The sequence below is a fragment of the Pandoraea commovens genome (assembly GCF_024704525.1).
Classification (GTDB): domain Bacteria; phylum Pseudomonadota; class Gammaproteobacteria; order Burkholderiales; family Burkholderiaceae; genus Pandoraea; species Pandoraea commovens.
On the sequence record NZ_CP102780.1, the window covers coordinates 2324916 to 2343016 of the forward strand.

General features: G+C 61.9%; 18 protein-coding genes. 17 read left to right on the forward strand and 1 reads right to left on the reverse strand.

Going from position 1 to position 18101, the window contains the following annotated elements:
• Nucleotides 1-304 precede the first annotated feature (304 nt).
• The 11 genes from dnaX (at nt 305) to NTU39_RS10915 (ending at nt 11974) form a co-directional block, all read left to right on the forward strand.
• Nucleotides 305-2230 carry a DNA polymerase III subunit gamma/tau gene (gene dnaX / locus NTU39_RS10865; RefSeq protein WP_257959814.1) on the forward strand — a complete coding sequence of 642 codons (1926 nt, stop codon included), beginning with the start codon at nt 305-307 and terminating at the stop codon, nt 2228-2230.
• 147 nt (nt 2231-2377) lie between these two features.
• Nucleotides 2378-2704, forward strand: coding sequence for a YbaB/EbfC family nucleoid-associated protein (locus NTU39_RS10870; protein ID WP_150664915.1), 327 nt, complete (start codon nt 2378-2380; stop codon nt 2702-2704).
• A 34-nt stretch (nt 2705-2738) separates the two neighbouring features.
• The gene (gene recR / locus NTU39_RS10875; protein WP_039399107.1) at nt 2739-3341 is read left to right on the forward strand and encodes a recombination mediator RecR; all 603 of its coding nucleotides are present in this window, start codon (nt 2739-2741) and stop codon (nt 3339-3341) included.
• A gap of 252 nt (nt 3342-3593) precedes the next feature.
• Complete coding sequence (locus NTU39_RS10880) at nt 3594-4952, forward strand: sigma-54 dependent transcriptional regulator (RefSeq protein WP_039399105.1); 1359 nt, start codon at nt 3594-3596, stop codon at nt 4950-4952.
• 708 nt (nt 4953-5660) lie between these two features.
• Nucleotides 5661-6209 carry a hypothetical protein gene (locus NTU39_RS10885; protein ID WP_150664916.1) on the forward strand — a complete coding sequence of 183 codons (549 nt, stop codon included), beginning with the start codon at nt 5661-5663 and terminating at the stop codon, nt 6207-6209.
• 5 nt (nt 6210-6214) lie between these two features.
• Nucleotides 6215-6718 (forward strand): FapA family amyloid fibril periplasmic chaperone, encoded by a 504-nt coding sequence (locus NTU39_RS10890; RefSeq protein ID WP_257959815.1) that lies wholly within the window; start codon nt 6215-6217, stop codon nt 6716-6718.
• On the forward strand, nt 6715-7356 hold the full coding sequence (locus tag NTU39_RS10895; protein WP_257959816.1) for a FapB/FapC family functional amyloid domain-containing protein: 642 nt from the start codon (nt 6715-6717) through the stop codon (nt 7354-7356). The genes NTU39_RS10890 and NTU39_RS10895 overlap by 4 nt, the downstream gene beginning before the upstream one ends.
• A 30-nt stretch (nt 7357-7386) precedes the next feature.
• On the forward strand, nt 7387-8763 hold the full coding sequence (locus NTU39_RS10900) for a FapB/FapC family functional amyloid domain-containing protein (protein ID WP_150664919.1): 1377 nt from the start codon (nt 7387-7389) through the stop codon (nt 8761-8763).
• Nucleotides 8764-8817: 54 nt separating this feature from the next.
• The gene (locus NTU39_RS10905; RefSeq protein WP_370855755.1) at nt 8818-9528 is read left to right on the forward strand and encodes a C39 family peptidase; all 711 of its coding nucleotides are present in this window, start codon (nt 8818-8820) and stop codon (nt 9526-9528) included.
• Between the two features lie 12 nt (nt 9529-9540).
• Nucleotides 9541-10287, forward strand: coding sequence for a peptidase C39 (locus tag NTU39_RS10910; protein WP_150664920.1), 747 nt, complete (start codon nt 9541-9543; stop codon nt 10285-10287).
• 355 nt (nt 10288-10642) lie between these two features.
• Nucleotides 10643-11974 carry a hypothetical protein gene (locus tag NTU39_RS10915; protein ID WP_257959817.1) on the forward strand — a complete coding sequence of 444 codons (1332 nt, stop codon included), beginning with the start codon at nt 10643-10645 and terminating at the stop codon, nt 11972-11974.
• 21 nt (nt 11975-11995) lie between these two features.
• Here NTU39_RS10915 and NTU39_RS10920 read toward each other — a convergent pair whose 3' ends face one another.
• Complete coding sequence (locus tag NTU39_RS10920; RefSeq protein ID WP_150664922.1) at nt 11996-12424, reverse strand: hypothetical protein; 429 nt, start codon at nt 12422-12424, stop codon at nt 11996-11998.
• 377 nt (nt 12425-12801) lie between these two features.
• On the opposite strand from NTU39_RS10920, the gene NTU39_RS10925 reads away from it, so the two are divergent.
• The 6 genes from NTU39_RS10925 (at nt 12802) to NTU39_RS10950 (ending at nt 18045) form a co-directional block, all read left to right on the forward strand.
• Nucleotides 12802-13527, forward strand: a complete 726-nt coding sequence (locus NTU39_RS10925) for a response regulator transcription factor (RefSeq protein ID WP_150576851.1) — start codon at nt 12802-12804, stop codon at nt 13525-13527.
• A gap of 370 nt (nt 13528-13897) precedes the next feature.
• Complete coding sequence (locus NTU39_RS10930; RefSeq protein ID WP_257960070.1) at nt 13898-15100, forward strand: CaiB/BaiF CoA transferase family protein; 1203 nt, start codon at nt 13898-13900, stop codon at nt 15098-15100.
• Nucleotides 15101-15208: 108 nt separating this feature from the next.
• Nucleotides 15209-16240, forward strand: a complete 1032-nt coding sequence (locus tag NTU39_RS10935) for an ABC transporter substrate-binding protein (protein WP_150576852.1) — start codon at nt 15209-15211, stop codon at nt 16238-16240.
• Nucleotides 16240-17052, forward strand: coding sequence for an ABC transporter ATP-binding protein (locus NTU39_RS10940; RefSeq protein WP_257960071.1), 813 nt, complete (start codon nt 16240-16242; stop codon nt 17050-17052). The genes NTU39_RS10935 and NTU39_RS10940 overlap by 1 nt, the downstream gene beginning before the upstream one ends.
• A 6-nt stretch (nt 17053-17058) precedes the next feature.
• Nucleotides 17059-17181 (forward strand): hypothetical protein, encoded by a 123-nt coding sequence (locus tag NTU39_RS10945; RefSeq protein WP_257125701.1) that lies wholly within the window; start codon nt 17059-17061, stop codon nt 17179-17181.
• A gap of 45 nt (nt 17182-17226) precedes the next feature.
• The gene (locus NTU39_RS10950; protein WP_150664923.1) at nt 17227-18045 is read left to right on the forward strand and encodes an ABC transporter permease; all 819 of its coding nucleotides are present in this window, start codon (nt 17227-17229) and stop codon (nt 18043-18045) included.
• The last annotated feature ends 56 nt before the right edge of the window (nt 18046-18101 follow it).

The window sequence follows — 18101 nt, forward strand, 5'->3', positions numbered from 1 at the left end:
TTGTTTCATCGATGTTCCTCGCGCGTTCTGCGCACTCACGATTCCCCTTGAAGCCTCGTCGCGTTGCCCTCATTGTCCAGGGACGGGATGCGTTCGTCGTCGATATGCGCCAGGTCGTGGTGATGGCAGCGTTCGCCTCATCCCGCGTCTCGCGTGGTGTCGAAGGGCTTGGTAGAATCGCCCCACATTTTTTTCTATCGCAGCGATAGCCTGCCGAATCTGGCCGGAAAATCGTGCCCGATCAACGTCCGATCGGGCGTTGACATCGGTGCGGAAGCCCAACGCCGAACTGTTACAATTTGGCATGACCTATCAAGTACTCGCGCGCAAATGGCGCCCCAAAGGCTTCTCGACCCTGGTGGGCCAGGAGCATGTCGTGCGTGCGTTGACGCACGCGCTCGAGCAACAGCGCCTGCATCACGCCTATCTGTTTACCGGCACGCGCGGCGTCGGCAAGACGACGCTTTCGCGCATTCTGGCCAAAGCGCTCAATTGCGAGACGGGGATTACGGCGGAACCTTGCGGCGTCTGTAAGGCGTGCAAGGCCATCGACGAAGGGCGCTTCGTCGATTACGTCGAAATGGACGCGGCCTCGAACCGTGGCGTCGACGAAATGACGTCGCTACTCGAAAAGGCGGTCTACGCACCGGCGGACGCGCGCTTCAAGGTCTACATGATCGACGAAGTGCACATGCTCACCGGGCACGCCTTTAATGCGATGCTCAAGACGCTCGAAGAACCGCCCGCGCACGTCAAATTCATTCTCGCGACGACCGATCCCCAGAAGATTCCGGTCACCGTGCTTTCCCGCTGTCTGCAATTCAATCTGAAGCAGATGCCGGCAGGGCATATCGTGTCGCACCTCACGAACATCCTCGGCGAAGAAGGGATCGAGAACGAACCGCAAGCGTTGCGCCTGCTCGCCAAAGCGGCGGGCGGCAGCATGCGCGATGCGCTATCGCTCACCGATCAGGCCATCGCTTACGCCGCCGGACCGCTCACCGAGACGGCCGTGCGCGGCATGCTCGGCGCGATCGACCAGAGCGTGCTGGTGCGTCTGCTCGACGCCCTCAAAGACGAGTCGCGCACAGATCTGCTCGCGATTGCCGACGAAATGGCCGAGCGCAGTTTCTCGTTCGCGTCGGGGCTGCAGGATCTCGGCAGCCTGCTCCACAAGATCGCACTGGCGCAATACGCGCCGCAGGCCGTGTCCGACGACTGGCCCGAAGCGGCGGACGTGCGACGTCTGGCCCAAGCGCTGTCGCCCGAAGCGGTTCAGCTCTATTACCAGATCGCCACGCGTGCGCGCGGCGAACTCGGCCTGGCACCCGACGAATACACCGGTTTCTCGATGGCGCTGTTGCGCATGGCGGCGTTCACGCCGTTGCTCGCGGGAGGCACGCTCGCCGAACCGCCGACGCCACAGGCCGCAGGTGCTGCGCGTGCGATGCCTGCGACCGCGTCGGCCGCGCCAGCGCCTTCGCGCACCCCGATGGGCGGCGAGTCGACGCCGCGCGCATCGGCCGCACCTGCAGCCACATCGGCACCGGCAGCACAACCGGAAGCGCGCCGCGCACCGGCCGCACGCACCAGTGCACCGACCGACGGTGCACCGATGTCGCCTGCACGTGCCGCGCTCGCTGCGCTGAACGCGGGACGCAAGGGCACGGCAGGGCGCGCCGGTGGCAGCACCAACGCCAATCGCGCTGGCACGGCACGCGCGTCGGACGAAGCACCGGCCGGTGCCGATCCGGAGCCCGAGCCTGCTGCATCTGCAGGGACGTCAGCCGCAGCACCCACCCCGGCGGCGGCACCGCGCGCCTGCGTCTATCGCGAAGCCGACGGCGTCGCCCCGGTCTTTTCGGGCGAATGGCCAGCATTGGCCGCTGAGATCCCGGCACGGGGTCTCGCACAACAGTTGGCCTTTCAGAGCGAATTGACGGAGGTGGCGGGGCGCGCCTTGCACTTGCGCGTGCCATTGCGCCAACTGGCGGACGCGGCGACCACCGACAAACTGCGTCAGGTGCTCTCGGAGCATTTCGGCGACGACGTGCAACTGCACGTCGAACTGGGTCAGGTCGGCACCACCGCCGCTTCGCTGGCAGCGGAAGCGGCCGCGGCGCGGCAGCGGGCCGCCGAACAGGCGATTGCCGACGATCCGCTCATGCGTGAGCTGATCGAGGAATTCGACGCCCAGATCCTTCCGGGAAGCATTCGCCCGGTACAATAAGCAAGTTCGCTTTCGTAAATGGATGACGGATTTTCGAATCCTTATCCCTAAACGCACGTTTGGTGTCTTCCTGTCGATCCGACAGGCCATGAACGCCCTGCGTGAAAGCACCCAACAGGCACCCCACACGATTTACTAGGAGTCAAGATGCTGAAAGGAAACATCGCGGGTCTGATGAAACAGGCTCAGCAAATGCAGGAAAACATGAAGAAGGCGCAAGAACAGCTGGCTCAGATCGAAGTTGAGGGTCAGTCGGGCGCGGGTCTGGTGAAGGTCGTGATGACCTGTGCGAACGAAGCGCGTCGCGTGAGCATCGATCCGAGCCTGCTGGCCGACGACAAGGACATGCTGGAAGACCTCGTGACTGCGGCGATCAACGACGCCACTCGCAAGGCTAAAGCAACGGCTGAGGAAAAGATGGGCGGCCTGACCGCCGGTCTGCCGCTGCCGCCGGGCTTCAAGATGCCGTTCTGAGCCTGACCGGTCAGCTTCCATAGAAAGACGACGCATGCCCCAGCTCCAGCTCTCGAGCCTTCAGGAACTCGTCGACGCCTTGCGCGCGTTGCCGGGCGTCGGCCCGAAGTCCGCCCAACGTATCGCTTACCATCTGCTGCAACGTGACCGCAAAGGCGCGGTGCGGCTGGGCGAGGCGCTGGTGCATGCCTCCGAGCAGATCCGCCATTGCGCGCGCTGCAATACCTTTACCGAAGTGGAAATCTGCGAGACGTGCCTCGATCCCGAGCGCGATACAAGCCTGTTGTGTGTGGTGGAAACGCCCGCCGATCAGAACATGCTTGAGCAGACGATGACCTTCAAGGGTCTGTATTTCGTCCTAATGGGCCATCTGTCGCCGCTCGACGGCGTGGGGCCGGGCGAGATCCATTTCGAGCAACTGATTCGCCGCGCCACCGACGGCGTGGTCAAGGAAGTGGTGCTCGCCACCAACTTCACCAACGAAGGCGAAGCCACCGCCCACTACATCGGACAGACGCTCAAGGCGCGCGGATTGCGCGTCAGCCGGCTTGCGCGAGGCGTGCCGGTCGGAGGCGAACTGGAGTATGTGGACGCCGGCACAATCGCCCGTGCAGTCCTCGACAGACATACGCTCTGAGCATGACGCGGACGTGACGCCGTCCGCCTTTGCGCGTAGGTACTCGTACTCTCATCCAATCGGATTAGCTGTTATTCGCTATATCTGGGCATACCCCCGTCTTCTAGACTGAACCTGCCGACTTGGGGACCCAACAACACGGGGAACACCTATAACTCCCGGGCGGCGTGGGGCCGTTTAACCTGTTGTGCATATCCCGGTCTTAGACCTAATAATTTGCGCGCAGGCACTGCTTAGGCAGGGAGTTAAGGTATGGCTAACGATACCGGGCGCACCCTGATTTACGCTTCCCGAAAGCACAACGACGGTTTACTGTCGTTTTTGGGAGAGCAAGGCTGGCAAGTCGTACCGGCCAAGAGCGCCAGCGACGTCGGTCGCATTCTCAATCCGGGGGTCACCAGCGCAGCACTCATCGACCTGGCGAGCGGTTATAGCGACCGCGAGATGGGCGCGTTCGAGTCCTGCATGCAACCGGCCACGGTCGGCTGGGTTGCCGCAACAAATCCCGAACAACTTTCGACGACGTCGATCCGTCGCCTTATTCGCGACTATTGCTTCGACTACGTCAACGTGCCTTGCACGAACGACCAGCTCGCGCATTCGATCGGGCATGCATGGGGCATGGCATCGCTGTGTGAAGTGCCGATCATCACGCCGCAAGTCGGCGGCGACCAGGAAATGGTCGGCACGTGTGAAGCGATGCAGCAACTCTTTCGCACCATTCGCAAAGTGGCCAACACCGATGCCCCGGTCTTCATCTCGGGCGAGTCGGGCACGGGCAAGGAACTGAGCGCGGTAGCGATCCACGAGCGCTCGTTGCGTGCGAAGGGGCCATTCGTCGCCATCAACTGTGGCGCGATTCCGCCACATCTGATGCAGTCCGAACTATTTGGCTACGAGCGTGGGGCTTTTACCGGCGCCAACGCGCGTAAAGTCGGTCGCGTCGAGTCTGCCAATGGCGGCACGCTGTTCCTCGACGAAATCGGCGACCTGCCCATCGAGAGTCAGGCGAGTCTGCTGCGCTTCCTGCAGCAGGGCGCGATCGAGCGTCTGGGCGGCCACGAAGTCATCCCGGTCAATGTGCGCATCATTTCCGCGACACACGTCGATCTCGAGACGGCCGTGAAAGAAGGGCGCTTCCGGATGGATCTGTTCCATCGTCTGTGCGTGCTGCGTGTAGACGAACCGCCGCTGCGCGCGCGCGGGCAGGACATTGAGATTCTTGCCCATCACGTACTCCAGCGTTTCAAAGGCGACAACCATCGCAAGATCCGCGGCTTCACGCAGTGCGCGGTGCAGGCGATGTATGAATATCACTGGCCGGGTAACGTGCGCGAGTTGATCAACCGCGTTCGACGAGCCATCGTGATGGCCGACAGTCGCATGATTTCGGCCAAGGATCTCGACCTTCTGCCGTGGGTGCCGACGCTGGTGCGCACGCTGGAGGAAATTCGCGCGGAGGCCGAAAAAACGGCCATCGAGCAAGCGTTGCTGCGCCACTGTCACCGTTTGACGGAAGTGGCTGCAGAGTTGGGAATCTCGCGCATTACGCTGTACCGCCTCATGTGCCGGTACGGATTGCGCGGTGACGAATCGGGCGTGCCGGCCTGATATCTTCTGGCGAAGAGAGGGCGACCGTCCTGCGATGAGCAGGGCGGTCGTTTCTTTTTGGGCTCCTGAGTATTGCGCGGTCGATGTGCTGTGCAATGCGCTGTTCAATGTGCCGCGAGATGCATCGATCGATGCGTCCGTGGCGCGCGGAAACATCGCGCGTCAAACACATTTCCCTCCCCCGTTTTGCCCCATCGTCGCATTTTGCGACTGCTGGCATCGCCAATAACGACGGGCGATTCCGGGCATTCCCATGATGTCTTTCGACGCCACCGTTTCATACGCTTTGCGTTGCCTCAAGTTTCGAAATATCGCGTGCGAGGGTTGTCCCGAACACACATCAAAGATGAAACATCCGGGGTGGAAATCGCGGCGTCGAAAAAATCGGGCGACTGTGACGGCCCCGTGTCGTTTCGTTCCTTCCCCCACAATCTGCCGCAAATCTGTCACGCGAGACCCTTGTAAATAGGGCGTTTTCGGCACGCGTCGCTGCTCGCGCCGATATCGTTCGTAGTTCGGAATGTTTGGGTTGTGCGTCGATGACGTGACAAACGCCGCCTGGCACCCCCCACGTATCAATGCTGAAACGTTTTCGGCCACTCGCCCCGGTGTGCCAGCAGGGCTGAAAATTTAACGTCAATGTTTTCAAGCACTTAAGCGGGGTGGCACGGAAGTCGCTTTATTGGTCCGGGCAAGGAGGACATAGCGATGCGAATTCTCACCACCGAAATGCAGTACCGCGTACGACACGGCGCAGGCGCACTGAGTGCTGCCATCGTTGTGGCACTCGGACTGTGCGCTGCACCGGCGCAAGCGCAGGACAACATCTCGCGCTCGCCGCTCATGCAGCTGGCAATGCTCACTGGCTCGATGGTGCCGGCATCGTTCACGACGCCGTCGATGCTCGCCGCCCCGATTTCCGACGCGGATGCCGCCATCGCGGCGCCGGTCGCCGACGCCACCTCCGTGGCGCCGGAGCAAGCCCCCGCAGTGGCAGGCAACGACGACAGCCAGACCATCGGCGCGTCGAATATGCCGCTCGCCGCTGCCCGTATCGACGACGAACAACTGGGAAGCCAGCGCGGCCGCAATTTGCAGGGCGCCGCGATGGTCAAGTCGCCCGGCATGGCACTCGCCAATGGTGTGACGTTGTGGGACGAACTGCCCGGCGGTATCACGCCGACGCCGCGTCCGCAGCAACTGTCGAACGGCGTGGGCAATGTCCAGGTGACGCGTGTGACCTACACCACGCGGTGATCGACATGACCCAACTTTCATTCTCGCCTGCTGTGTTCGCCACGTTGCTCGTGGCGCTCACACCGGCAATGCTCCCCGGCCAGGCCAAGGCCGAACCGGCGACGCCGGGCGATATCGTGATCGAGCGCAACATCGGCCCGCGGATCGCTTATCGCGGCCTGCCGCGCGATGAAAATCAGATCGGTCTCGCCGTCTCGGCGTTTCCTACGGGACCGTTCGGCACCGCGTTGGGTGCGGTGACGGCGGTGACGGATAACGATCTGACGGCGCACGCCTCGGCCGGACTCGTGACCGGTGCCGTGCGCTCGGGGATGGACCCGGTGATGGGCGTGCTCGTTGGCAACGCCCGCGGCGGTAACGCACTGAATACCAGCAATGGTGTCGGCGGTGGCTTCGCGGCCGGATCGGCGGGCGGCGGTATCGGCAGCATCGGCACGCTCGTCCCGTCGGTGATCAACTCGGCGCTCGCGCCGCTCTCCACGATCGGTGCAGCAGGAGCGGCGAAATGAGCGCACAACGCAATGCCTTGCGCGCTATCGCGCTGGCCGCGACGACCGCTTTGACTGTCATCAGCGGCATGTCTCGCGCACAGGACATCTGGATCACGAACGGTGAGCTGACCGGCACGCACGCCACCATCGAAAACGGCGCTGCGGTCGGTGTGGCCGGCGCCCTCGGTGTGAATCAGGCAGCCGGCGTGAATAACGCGCAGGCCAACAGCACGGTGCTTTCCAACGGCGGTGGCCTCACGGTCGGTACGTCGAGCACGAATCAACAGGCACTCGTCACCACGACGACGGGTGCAGCAAGCGCCGCAATTCAGGGCAATGCATTTTCAGGCACCTCGGGGGTGACGCAAGTCAACCAGGCGAGCGGTGCCGGCAATCTTCAACGCAACGCGACCGTCATTGTGACTGGCGATGCGTCTGGAGTGGCGAGCGTATCGGATACGGCACTATCCGCTGCGATCTCCAAGGGTGGCCCGACTGGCCACAACAACCTCAACGATCAGTTCCGCACGGCGTCGATTTCCGGTGATGCCTTCCGCGGGGTGAGCGGTGTGTTGCAAGTGAACCAGTCGGCTGGGATAGGCAATGTAACCGCAAATGTTTTTGTGCTCCGTCCCCCGGCGGGCACATCTTTTTAACTGGGTAACTCTCTCGTCAAGGAGATGGTCATGAAAACGAAAGCAATTGCAGCGGCTGCACTGCTGGTAGCAACGGGAACCGCGATGGCTTCCCCCAATCACCAGCAATATAGCTTCTCGTTCATCGGCAACGAGACCAACGTTCTGAACCTGGTCGGCATTTTCGGTCTGGTCGGCATTCGCGGCTGCGTCACGGTGGACAACACCGGCAACGCCGTCGTGCAGAGCAACCAGAGCGTCGACGTGCACCACGTCAACCTGAAGGGACCGCTGCTTGGCAGCTATGCCACCGGCAAGGTGACGTATGGCGTCGATTCGAAGACCACCACGGTTTCGAATCAGGGTAGCGCCTACCTGTTGGCTGGCAAGACGGAAACGCACTTCGACAACACCACGTCGTGGGTGAATGCATCGGCTAACGGCCATCTGAACACGAGTCAAGCCTTCCAGGCTGGCGCGGGATATGTCGCAGGGCAGTCGAGCTCCGGCTCGGGTGGCTTCATCGCCGGTGGCGGGTATCAATACTCGAACATCGCTGGCGGCGGAGGCATCATCGGTGGCGGCGTGATTCCGATTCCTGGCGGCCTCGCACTCTATGGTGGCTATCTGGTCGGCAACTTCGGTGCAGGTCAGGGTTCTGCTTGGGGCGGCTATGCCTACGGTCAGCAGTCGCAACAGGCCGCCGGGTTCCTCGCTGCAGGCTTCCTGAACACGCAGAAGAGCTTCGATGCAGCGTTCCACGCCGTTTTGAACCACGGCAGCAGCTCTATCGAAAGCGATTCGGTGGCAGCAGCGGCACTGTGGGGCTTCACCGATACGTTCACGAAGTCGACCACGTGGGCGAAGGGCGCGATCACGTATCACGTGAACACGGCTCAATACCAGACGATGGGCGCAACGCTCGGCAACGGCGCATTGGCTAACGCCAACGGCAACGTCGGTGTGAACGTGGCGGCAGGTGCCGACAACGCACAGGCCAACAACGTCGCGATCGCTTCGCTCAACGCTCAGCCGGTGTATGCCTCGGCCCAGGTGTTCTCGAACCAGTCGTCGAAGGGTTCGGCAAGCCTCTCGCAGTTCATGGTCAACGCCAGCGTGGGTGACGGCGCACTGGCCAACGCCAGCGGTAACGTCGGCGTGAACGTGGCCTCGGGTATCGGCAACGTGCAGGGCAACAGCATGGCTGCAGCAGTGTCGCAGTCGACCGGCTGGTACAAGGGCGGTGCAGCCAACGCAACGGCTCAAACCGACCAGTCGGCCAGCATGAAGGCCTCGGGTGACTTCGTCGCCAATGCCTCGCTCGGCGCCGGTGCGCTCAAGATGGCAACGGGCAATGTGGGCGTGAACGTGGCAGCCGGTATCGGCAACGTTCAGTCCAACAACCTGTCGATCTCGGCAATCAAGTGATGTAGCTAGCCGGTCCGGAGAAACTTCCGGACCGGTTTTTTCATGAGGTGTGTCATGAATGATGCGCGTCGTGCCGTTGTGAGGATCGCTACTGTTTGCGCTCTGGCGTGCGCAAGCGTGGCCGGGCACGCGCAGTATGCATCGGTGAACCTGGAGTCTTCGACTGGTGTACCGGCGGTCAAGAAGATGCGCTCGTTCAAATCGATGCACTACGTGAATCTGGTCCAGCAGGAATACGACTTCAGTTGTGGTTCCGCAGCACTGGCAACGCTGCTGCGTTATGGCTACGGGATCAACATTCCCGAGACCGAAATGATTCAGCGAATGATGGCGTTCTCTAACCCGGACACCGTCATCAAGAACGGGTTCTCGATGCTCGACATGAAGAAATTCGTGGAGACGCTCGGACTCGAGGGGCGCGGATTCAAAGTCGATGTGAGTGCGCTTTACGACCTGAAGATCCCGGTCATTGCGCTTATCGACGTCAACGGCTATCAGCACTTTGTGGTCGTCAAGGCAGCGAAGGACGGACGTGTGTTCGTGTCCGATCCGGCGCTGGGCAATCGCATCATCGAGCAGGCCGATTTTGCCAAGCAGTGGAATGGCTTGGTGCTGGCGGTCATCGGCAAGCCTTTCCTGGAGGACTCACCGCTGCTCAAAGGAAACGAATCCCTGGCTGCCAAGTTGCGCGATGGCGCGCTGGCGACCGGGACGTCACCGACCCCGATGGTGGACTTCGGCATCATCCGGGCGGACCTGTTTTGAGACCAGACCATCATGAATCGATACGTCCCGATGCTGGCCATCCCGTTGTTCGCAAGCGCCGTCCCGGCGTTCGCTTCCAACGTGGTGCCTGAGGGCTGGACGCCTGTGAGCGATGAAGTGCTCTCGCACGCGACCGGCAAGTACGCACAACAGAACATGATCACGGGCTTTCAGCTCGTGATGCAGTCGCAGTGGCAAATGCCCACCGGCGCGAGCCTGCTCGCCACTGGTGTGCTTGGTGTGAATCAGGGGCAGGTGCAGACCGGCTCGTCGACAACCGTCATCCCGGGCGTGGTGAATGCTGCCGCCCCGACCACGCAGGCAGTGACCGGCGCCCACGCATTGGTCAACGGCGTCGCACAGATTACGCAGGTTGCGGGCGATGCCAACAACGCGCTGAACAAGGCCATCATCCAGTACGGCCCGGGCGTGTCGCTCGCGCTGCTGGTGCCCATTAGTAACCAGTCGACCAGTAACTCGAGCACCACGGTCGGCAACCTGAGTGCGAACGTCGCGATCAGTTCGGCCGGCATGCAGCTCTCGCTCAATACCCCGAACGGCAATCTCGGCCAGAGCGTCGCAGGCGGCGCGGGTGGGGCGATGAATCAGATCATGCAGGTCGTCCAGGTGGCAGGCAATGCGCAGCAGGTGATGAACACCATGACGCTGAACCTCCAGACGAGTGCGCTGACGTCGGGCGGACTGCGTCAGCTCGGTATTCAGAACGCGATGGCGAACATGGTTGCCATTCGGCATTGAGCGTGTGTGAACGTATTTGAAGTGAAGTGAAGTGAAAGGTAAGGCATAGCAAGCGCAGTGACGGCGTCGTGGTCGATGCATTCGACGCGACGCCGGCAGCAACGTCCGGCAGGTCTTTACCGGACGCCATGACAACTAGACGTGGGGCGCCGCCGCAAAACACTCGCGGCGTACAAGAAGGTGATGTCGGCAGGGCCCGGGCAGGAGGCATCGGCGATGCTGTTGACGCTTTCGATCACTGTCCGTGTTCCGTACGCATCACCCCGCAGTCGAGCAGCAAGGACAACCGTTGTTGCAACACGTGTTTGTTGGATTGCGCGCGGACATCCGTCCGCTTTTTCACCCGGGGGGGATCATGAACACTCACCGCTTTTTTCCCGTTGCCGCTATTCCGTTGGGGGTACTGCTTTTCACGCTATCGGCCCAGGCTCAGGAGCATACGGACCCATCGCCGGATAACCGTCTCCAGATGTTGATGGACATGGTTGACCGGCAGCAGCGGGAAATTTCTTCTCTGAAGCAGCGCCTCACGGATATCGAGATGGCGCAACGCGGTCGCGGTCTGACCGCGTGGGATACCGCGCAGATCGCGCAGGTCTCACCGGGCGATGGCTCGGCCGCCGGTTCTGCTGGCACACCCGGCGGCGGCGCTGCCGGGGCGGCCGGACCGACATCCGCCACGCCCATCGGTGAGACGCAGCAGATGCAGAAGAGCGAGACCGACTCGCAACGCACGCCTGCCGAAGAAGCTGTCGTTCAGGCGCAGCACGCGCCGTTGTTCGACCGCAAGCTCACCATCGATGCCGGTATCAGCTACAGCTACTACGACCGGCGCCAACTGGTGCTGAGTGGCTTTCTCGCCCTCGACGCCATTTTCCTCGGTCAGTTGAACCTCGGCCAAACTAAGGCCAACGTATGGACGTTCGACGTCAACACGCGTTACGGGGTGACCGACCGGTTGAGCCTGGCGTTCGACGTGCCGTATCTGTACCGCAACTCCGACTTCATCTCCGGTGGGGTGGGCGGTGCGGCGTCGTCGATCAGCGACATCAGCAAGAACTCGGCGAATATCGGCGACGTGAACGCGTCGTTGTACTACCAGCTCATGAAGGAAAACGCCAACTGGCCCGATATCGTGGCGTCGTTACGCGTGACCGCACCGACCGGCACGTCGCCGTTCGGCATCAAGCTGGGTACGCCCGATCCGACGAACAACAACTTGACGACGCCGTCGCGCCTGCCCACGGGTAATGGCATATGGGCTATCACGGCGGGCCTGTCGTTCCTGCGCACCTACGACCCGATCGTGTTGTTCGCGAACGTAGCGTACACGTACAACGTGGCGAAGACGTTCGACGACATCTCGACTATCGAAGGCGTCGTGCAGCCTGCGAAGGTCAAGCTTGGCGATATCGTGCAGGTTGGCGCGGGGATGGCGTTGGCGCTCAACGATAAGACTGCGCTGTCGATCTCGTATTCGACGGCGATCTCGCGCGCAACGAAGACGGCTTCGCCGGGCGGCCCGTGGACCACGGTGGCAGGCAGTACCACCAATGCGGCGTCGCTCAACTTCGGCATCAACTACGCCATCAACAGGCATTGGACGGTCAACGGTTACGTCAATGCCGGCATGTCGCCGGACGCACCGAACTACGTGATCGGGGTTCGTTTCCCGTACACGTTCTGAGGCTTGATCGGGTAAGAGAAATCAGCGAGCGGCTGCAGATCCCATGCGGCCGCTTGCGTTGATTTTGAAGTTCGTGGCCATCATGCCAGCCGACATTTGCGGCATCGAGGAGATGTTAATCGTCGTGCGCGGCTGCGCGGTGGCAGGCAGCGATGCCTGAGTCGGTTTAGGCGACGGGGCGGGCGGAATCACTTCGTCCCAGAGACGAACGTGGTTTGCTGCAGCAGTTGTTGAATTGACCGGTGCGATGGTGTTCGGTCCGGCGTTGCCGATGCTGGTGACAAGGCTGCGAGCCACGTTGGCGGCATGGGTGCTGGCGAGCAGGGCGTCGCTCACTGTCGCGGGCATACTGCCCACGCCGATGACGTCGGCCTGCGCGGTACTCACAAAGCACGCGGCGGCAAGACAAAACACCGCACTGCGCGTCGTGCTGACGGAAATTTTGAACATGGCGTGCCCCCCGGCCTCCGCTGACTGTCCTCTCAGACTTTTTGTATTTTATTGCGTCAGATGAGAAATGGAAGGGGAAAAAGTAATAGCGGAATTTCCGAAAATTGAGTAAATAATTTACGCAAATTGCGGATTGTCGCGCTAAGGCAACAGGGATAAGGCTCCGCGAGAAACGGATTCGCCGCCATGCGGGCTTAGCGCATAAACTGCCTTGAAAGCAAGATGACGCCTTATGTGTAAATCGTGACGAAGGTTGGAGGATTTCTTCGGATTTTCTTCAATTTCGTCCTGCTAAAAACAACGCTAAAGGCGCAGCACGTTCGAGAAGAAAGCGGGGCGGCGGCATGGGGATGCCGACCGGAATGACAGGGGAAATCATGCGTGTGCTGGTCCTAGGAGAGGCTGCCGCCTGGCTGAGCGGCCTCCAGGTCGCGTTGCAAACCGAAGCGAACGCGACGCCACCCGTCTTGCGTCACGTCGATAGCGTGGCGACGCAGGACTGGGTATGGCTGCGCGAGTTGCCTTCGCGTCGTGCGCTCGTACTCGATGAGTCCGTGGCGCGTACGCCCGCGCTCGACACCTTGTGCTCGGCAGCCGCCGAGTGTGTTCCTCCCGTGCCGGTTATCGTCGTTGGCGATGCGGGTTTTCCCGATGAAATCATCCGCTGGCTGCAAGCGGGCGTCACGGCATGTCTGCCGTGGCCGAACTCGGTGGCGCGTATTCGTTCGGTGTTCGACCTGGCGTTTTCCGGTGGACGCTTTGTGCCGGAAGAGGCGCTCTCGGCGTTGCTCGTGTTGTGGCGTCAGGAGGCTTTGGGCGAGGCGCTGCCGCTTTCTCGCCTGCCGGTGTTTCCGCTGGGCGGGGACAAGGCGACGCAACTGGCCGAGTCTGCGTTGCTCGGCATTTCCCAGCGGCAATACGAAATTCTGGCGCTGCTCTCCCGAGGGCTGTCCATCAAGACCATTTGCCAGCAGCTCGTGATCTCGGAAGGCACTGCGAAGACGCACGTCTCGGCGCTTTACCGGCGTCTGGGGGCGCGCAATCGTGGCGAGGCCATTTATATTGCAGCGCAACGTGGCGCGCGTCATCTGTTCGAGACGTGATCGACCGCTAACGCGCATCCCCCTGCTGTAGCCGCGCTGAGTCGGTGCAGTCTTCGGAATCGACGACGAACTGCATCGGAATCGTCCGGGATTCCCCTTGAGGCTATTGGCCGATCGCCGACTGCCGAATTACTATACGAACTTCATTTGCCACCCATATGCACGGATGCGGCCTTCGGGGCAGCGTCCCGAACTCGACGGTGATGGCCGTCGACGAGGCTCAGGAGTCCAAGCGTTGTCCAAGTCGTCTACGCCGTACACATCCACTTCGCCACAGGGCGCCAATGCGTCTGCGGCATCCGCCAATCAGTCTTCCGACGCATCCCGTCAAACTTCCGAATCGGCCAATGCGGCTAAGTCGTCCACCGGTATGCCCGGCTTCGGCGCGCTCGCTGGCGTGAAGGTGCTCGAACTCGGCACGCTCATTGCCGGTCCGTTCGCCGCACGCATGCTGGGCGAGTTCGGCGCGGAGGTCATCAAGATCGAAGATCCGCAGCACGGCGATCCGTTGCGCAAATGGCGCAAGTTGCACCCCGATGCGGGCGGCACGTCGCTGTGGTGGGCCGTGCAGGCGCGTAACAAGAAGTCGGTAACGATCAACCTCAAGTCGCCGGAAGGTCAGGCCATTGTGCGCAAGCTGGCGGCGCAGGCGGACATCGTCGTCGAGAACTTCCGTCCCGGATTGCTGGAGCGTTTCGGATTGGGCTACGAACAGTTGTCCGCCGACAATCCCGGGCTGGTGATGGTGCGCCTGTCCGGTTACGGTCAGACCGGCCCGTATCGCGACCGGCCGGGGTTTGGCGCCATCGCCGAATCGATGGGGGGATTACGGCATATCACGGGCTATCCGGAGTTGCCGCCGCCGCGCATCGGCATTTCCATCGGCGACTCGATTGCCGCGCTGCATGGGGTGATCGGCGCGATGATGGCGCTGCATCACCGCAACGTGAATGGCGGGCGAGGGCAGGTTGTCGACGTTGCGCTTTACGAAGCCGTCTTCAACCTGATGGAGAGCGTGGTGCCCGAGTACAGCGTCGCCGGGATGGTGCGTGAGCGCACCGGGGCGTCGCTGCCGGGGATCGTGCCGTCGAACACCTATCCGTGCGCTGACGGCATGATCGTCGTGGGCGGAAACAGCGATCCGATCTTCAAGCGTCTGATGCATGCCATTGGCCGTGCTGATCTTGCGGAGGATCCGGGGCTGGCGCATAACGACGGTCGCGTGCCGCGCACCCAGGAGATCGACGACGCTATCGGCGGCTGGACGCAAATGCGTCCTATCGACGAAGCGCTGGCGGTGCTGCAGGGCGCGGACGTGCCCGCGAGCCGCATCTACACCGTGGCCGACATGTTCAAGGATCCGCAGTTCATCGCGCGCCAGATGATCCAGCGTCATACCTTCCCGGATGGCACGCCGATCGATCTGCCGAACATCTCGCCGAAGCTCTCGGAGACCCCCGGACAGACCCAGTGGCTCGGCCCGGAACTCGGCGCACACACGGACGAAGTGCTTGGGCAACTGGGTTATGATGCCGGGCAAATCAAAGCATTGCGCGAGAGCGGCGTCATCTGACACGCCACTACGCGCAAAGCGCCACGGGCGCGGCAACGACCGCGTCCCGTTATAAAGCACGTCGAACTTACAAAGAATGAACGCTGCAACCACGGAGACAACAACACCATGCAAAGACGTCAATTCGTCACGGCACTGGCCGCGACCGGCCTGATCGGCGCAGGCATTCGCCCCGGCTTCGCGCAAAACAAGCTTGAGAAGACCAAGGTCGCGATTGCGGTCGGCGGCAAGAACCTTTTCTATTACCTGCCGCTCACGATTGCCGAACGCCTGAACTACTTCAAGGACGAAGGGCTCGACGTCGAAATCTCGGACTTTGCCGGTGGCTCCAAAGCGCTTCAGGCGCTGGTCGGCGGCAGTGCCGATGTAGTGTCGGGGGCTTACGAGCACACGATTCTGTTGCAGGCGAAGAACCAGTACATCCGCGCATTCGTGCTGCAAGGCCGCGCGCCGCAGATCGTGTTCGGCGTATCGAACAAGACGATGCCGAACTACAAGTCGATTGCCGACTTGCGCGGCAAGAAGATCGGTGTGACGGCACCGGGGTCGTCGACCAACATTATGGCGAACTTCGTGCTGGCCAAGGGCGGCATCAAGCCCAATGAGGTCGCTTTCGTCGGGGTGGGGGCGTCGTCCGGCGCGCTGGCCGCGATTCGCTCAGGCAACATCGACGCCATCGTCAACCTCGACCCGGTCATCACCATGCTGGAGCGCGACAAGGAGATCCGCGTGATCTCGGATACGCGCACGCTCAAGGAGACGGTCTCGGTGTTCGGCGGCAATATGCCCGCAGGTTGCCTCTACACGAACGAGTCGTTCATCCAGAAGAATCCGAATACGACGCAAGCCCTGACCAACGCGATGGTGCGTGCGCTGCGCTGGCTTCAGACTGCCGGGCAGGCCGACCTGATCAAGACGGTGCCCGAAGCGTATCTGCTGGGCGACCGCGCGTTGTATCTCGATGCCTGGAGTCGCGTGAAAGAGGCAATCTCTCCGGACGGTCTGATTCCGGCAGATGGTCCGGCGACGGCGCTGCGCACGTTGCAGGCGTTCGACGAGACGGTCAAGGGCAAGACGATCGATCTGTCGAAGACGTTCACGAACGAGTTCACGAAGAAGGCCGACGCCAAGTACAAATGATGACTGCGCCGGCTCTGAGTTTCGACAGCATTACGTGCATCTTCGTCGCCCGCGACGATCGCGCGAAGCGTTATACGGCCGTAGCCGACACGTCGCTCGACATCGCGCCGGGCGAGTTCGTTTCGGTCGTCGGGCCGACCGGGTGTGGCAAATCCACGTTGCTCAATGTCGCCGCGGGTTTGCTCTCCCCGTCCTCCGGATCGATCAAGGTCTTCGGTGAGCCGCTCAAGGGCATCAATTCGCGTGCTGGATACATGTTTCAGGCCGAAGCGCTCATGCCATGGCGCAACGCGATCGACAACGTGACCGCGGGACTTGAGTTTCGCGGTGTCGCGCCGGAGGAAGCGACGGCGCGTGGGCACGAATGGCTCAAGCGCGTGGGCCTGGGCGGTTTCGGCGATCGATATCCGCATCAGCTCTCCGGCGGCATGCGCAAGCGTGTGGCCATGGCGCAGACGCTGATCCTCGACCCCGACATCATCCTGATGGACGAGCCATTTTCGGCACTCGATATCCAGACGCGTCAGCTCATGGAAAACGAGTTGCTGGAGCTGTGGGCGGCAAAGCGCCGCGCTGTGCTGTTCATCACGCACGACCTCGATGAGGCGATTGCCTTGTCCGACCGGGTGGTGGTGCTGGCCGCAGGACCGGGCACGCATCCGATCGGGGAGTTCCGGATCGATCTGCCGCGTCCGCGCGACGTGGCGGAAATTCGTAACCATCCGCGCTTCACCGAGTTGCACGCTCAGATATGGGACGTGCTTCGCGAGGAAGTCCTCAAGGGCTACGCACAACAGTTAAAGGCGGTCTGAGTGGTCATGTGGCAAATCGCCGGCATTCTCACGGTCTCGCTGAACTGGCTCAACTGGCCGGGGTGGCTCGACTGGATGGACTGGTTCGATTTGCCGGACGGCTTTGGCCTGTTCGACTGGCTGGTCTGATGACCGGTCCGGCCGCACGTCTGATATTCCCGGAATTCGTTCGTCATGCGTAATCGTTCCATCATGCGGCACCTGCGCCTGTGGCAATGGCTGCTGCTGGTCGTGGCATTTCTCGTCTGGTATGTGCTCACCAGCCCGACGCTGCTGCCCGCGTTCTATTTCGATAGCCCCGACAAGGCGGCGTTCTTCTTTGGGGAGCCGCAGAAGGTGCTGCTCCAGGTCTGGCAGTGGTTCGCCAGCGGGGAGATCTATCTGCATTTGGGCGTCACGTTGCTCGAGACGGTGCTGGCGTTCGCCATCGGTACCGTGTTCGGACTCGGCGTGGGGCTCTGGCTGGCGCTTTCGCCGAGCGCAGGTGCTTTGCTCGACCCGTACATCAAGGCGGCCAATTCGATGCCCCGCGTGATTCTCGCGCCGATCTTCGGTGTGTGGTTCGGGCTCGGTATCTGGTCGAAGGTGGCGCTAGGGGTGACGCTGGTGTTCTTCATCGTCTTCTTTAACGTCTATCAGGGCGTGAAGGAAGTCAGCCCGGTGGTGCTCGCCAATGCGCGGATGCTGGGTGCCAATCAGCGTCAGTTGTTGCGCCGAGTGTATTTGCCGAGTGCCACCAGTTGGGTGTTCTCCAGTCTCCACAACTCGGTCGGACTCGCGTTTGTCGGTGCGGTGGTCGGCGAGTATCTGGGGTCGGCGCGTGGCGTCGGCTACCTGATCTTGCAGGCCGAAGGCACGTTCGATATCAATGCGGTGATCGCCGGGGTGCTGATTCTCACGGCCTTTGCGCTGGTGCTCGATGGACTCGTCGGCGTCGTGGAGCGGCGCCTGCTGGTCTGGCAACCGCAAGCCGGAGAGACCGAAAAGATGTAACCGGATGTGACGGACTGGCGCCATGAAGCGGGCGGGGCGCAACGCCACCGGTGCCT

What these genes read in the sequence shown, in the direction of transcription:
- dnaX (WP_257959814.1), top strand. Translation starts at nt 305, where the DNA reads ATGACCTATCAAGTACTCGCGCGCAAATGGCGCCCCAAAGGCTTCTCG.
- NTU39_RS10870 (WP_150664915.1), top strand. Translation starts at nt 2,378, where the DNA reads ATGCTGAAAGGAAACATCGCGGGTCTGATGAAACAGGCTCAGCAAATG.
- recR (WP_039399107.1), top strand. Translation starts at nt 2,739, where the DNA reads ATGCCCCAGCTCCAGCTCTCGAGCCTTCAGGAACTCGTCGACGCCTTG.
- NTU39_RS10880 (WP_039399105.1), top strand. Translation starts at nt 3,594, where the DNA reads ATGGCTAACGATACCGGGCGCACCCTGATTTACGCTTCCCGAAAGCAC.
- NTU39_RS10885 (WP_150664916.1), top strand. Translation starts at nt 5,661, where the DNA reads ATGCGAATTCTCACCACCGAAATGCAGTACCGCGTACGACACGGCGCA.
- NTU39_RS10890 (WP_257959815.1), top strand. Translation starts at nt 6,215, where the DNA reads ATGACCCAACTTTCATTCTCGCCTGCTGTGTTCGCCACGTTGCTCGTG.
- NTU39_RS10895 (WP_257959816.1), top strand. Translation starts at nt 6,715, where the DNA reads ATGAGCGCACAACGCAATGCCTTGCGCGCTATCGCGCTGGCCGCGACG.
- NTU39_RS10900 (WP_150664919.1), top strand. Translation starts at nt 7,387, where the DNA reads ATGAAAACGAAAGCAATTGCAGCGGCTGCACTGCTGGTAGCAACGGGA.
- NTU39_RS10905 (WP_370855755.1), top strand. Translation starts at nt 8,818, where the DNA reads ATGAATGATGCGCGTCGTGCCGTTGTGAGGATCGCTACTGTTTGCGCT.
- NTU39_RS10910 (WP_150664920.1), top strand. Translation starts at nt 9,541, where the DNA reads ATGAATCGATACGTCCCGATGCTGGCCATCCCGTTGTTCGCAAGCGCC.
- NTU39_RS10915 (WP_257959817.1), top strand. Translation starts at nt 10,643, where the DNA reads ATGAACACTCACCGCTTTTTTCCCGTTGCCGCTATTCCGTTGGGGGTA.
- NTU39_RS10920 (WP_150664922.1), bottom strand. Translation starts at nt 12,424, where the DNA reads ATGTTCAAAATTTCCGTCAGCACGACGCGCAGTGCGGTGTTTTGTCTT.
- NTU39_RS10925 (WP_150576851.1), top strand. Translation starts at nt 12,802, where the DNA reads ATGCGTGTGCTGGTCCTAGGAGAGGCTGCCGCCTGGCTGAGCGGCCTC.
- NTU39_RS10930 (WP_257960070.1), top strand. Translation starts at nt 13,898, where the DNA reads ATGCCCGGCTTCGGCGCGCTCGCTGGCGTGAAGGTGCTCGAACTCGGC.
- NTU39_RS10935 (WP_150576852.1), top strand. Translation starts at nt 15,209, where the DNA reads ATGCAAAGACGTCAATTCGTCACGGCACTGGCCGCGACCGGCCTGATC.
- NTU39_RS10940 (WP_257960071.1), top strand. Translation starts at nt 16,240, where the DNA reads ATGACTGCGCCGGCTCTGAGTTTCGACAGCATTACGTGCATCTTCGTC.
- NTU39_RS10945 (WP_257125701.1), top strand. Translation starts at nt 17,059, where the DNA reads ATGTGGCAAATCGCCGGCATTCTCACGGTCTCGCTGAACTGGCTCAAC.
- NTU39_RS10950 (WP_150664923.1), top strand. Translation starts at nt 17,227, where the DNA reads ATGCGTAATCGTTCCATCATGCGGCACCTGCGCCTGTGGCAATGGCTG.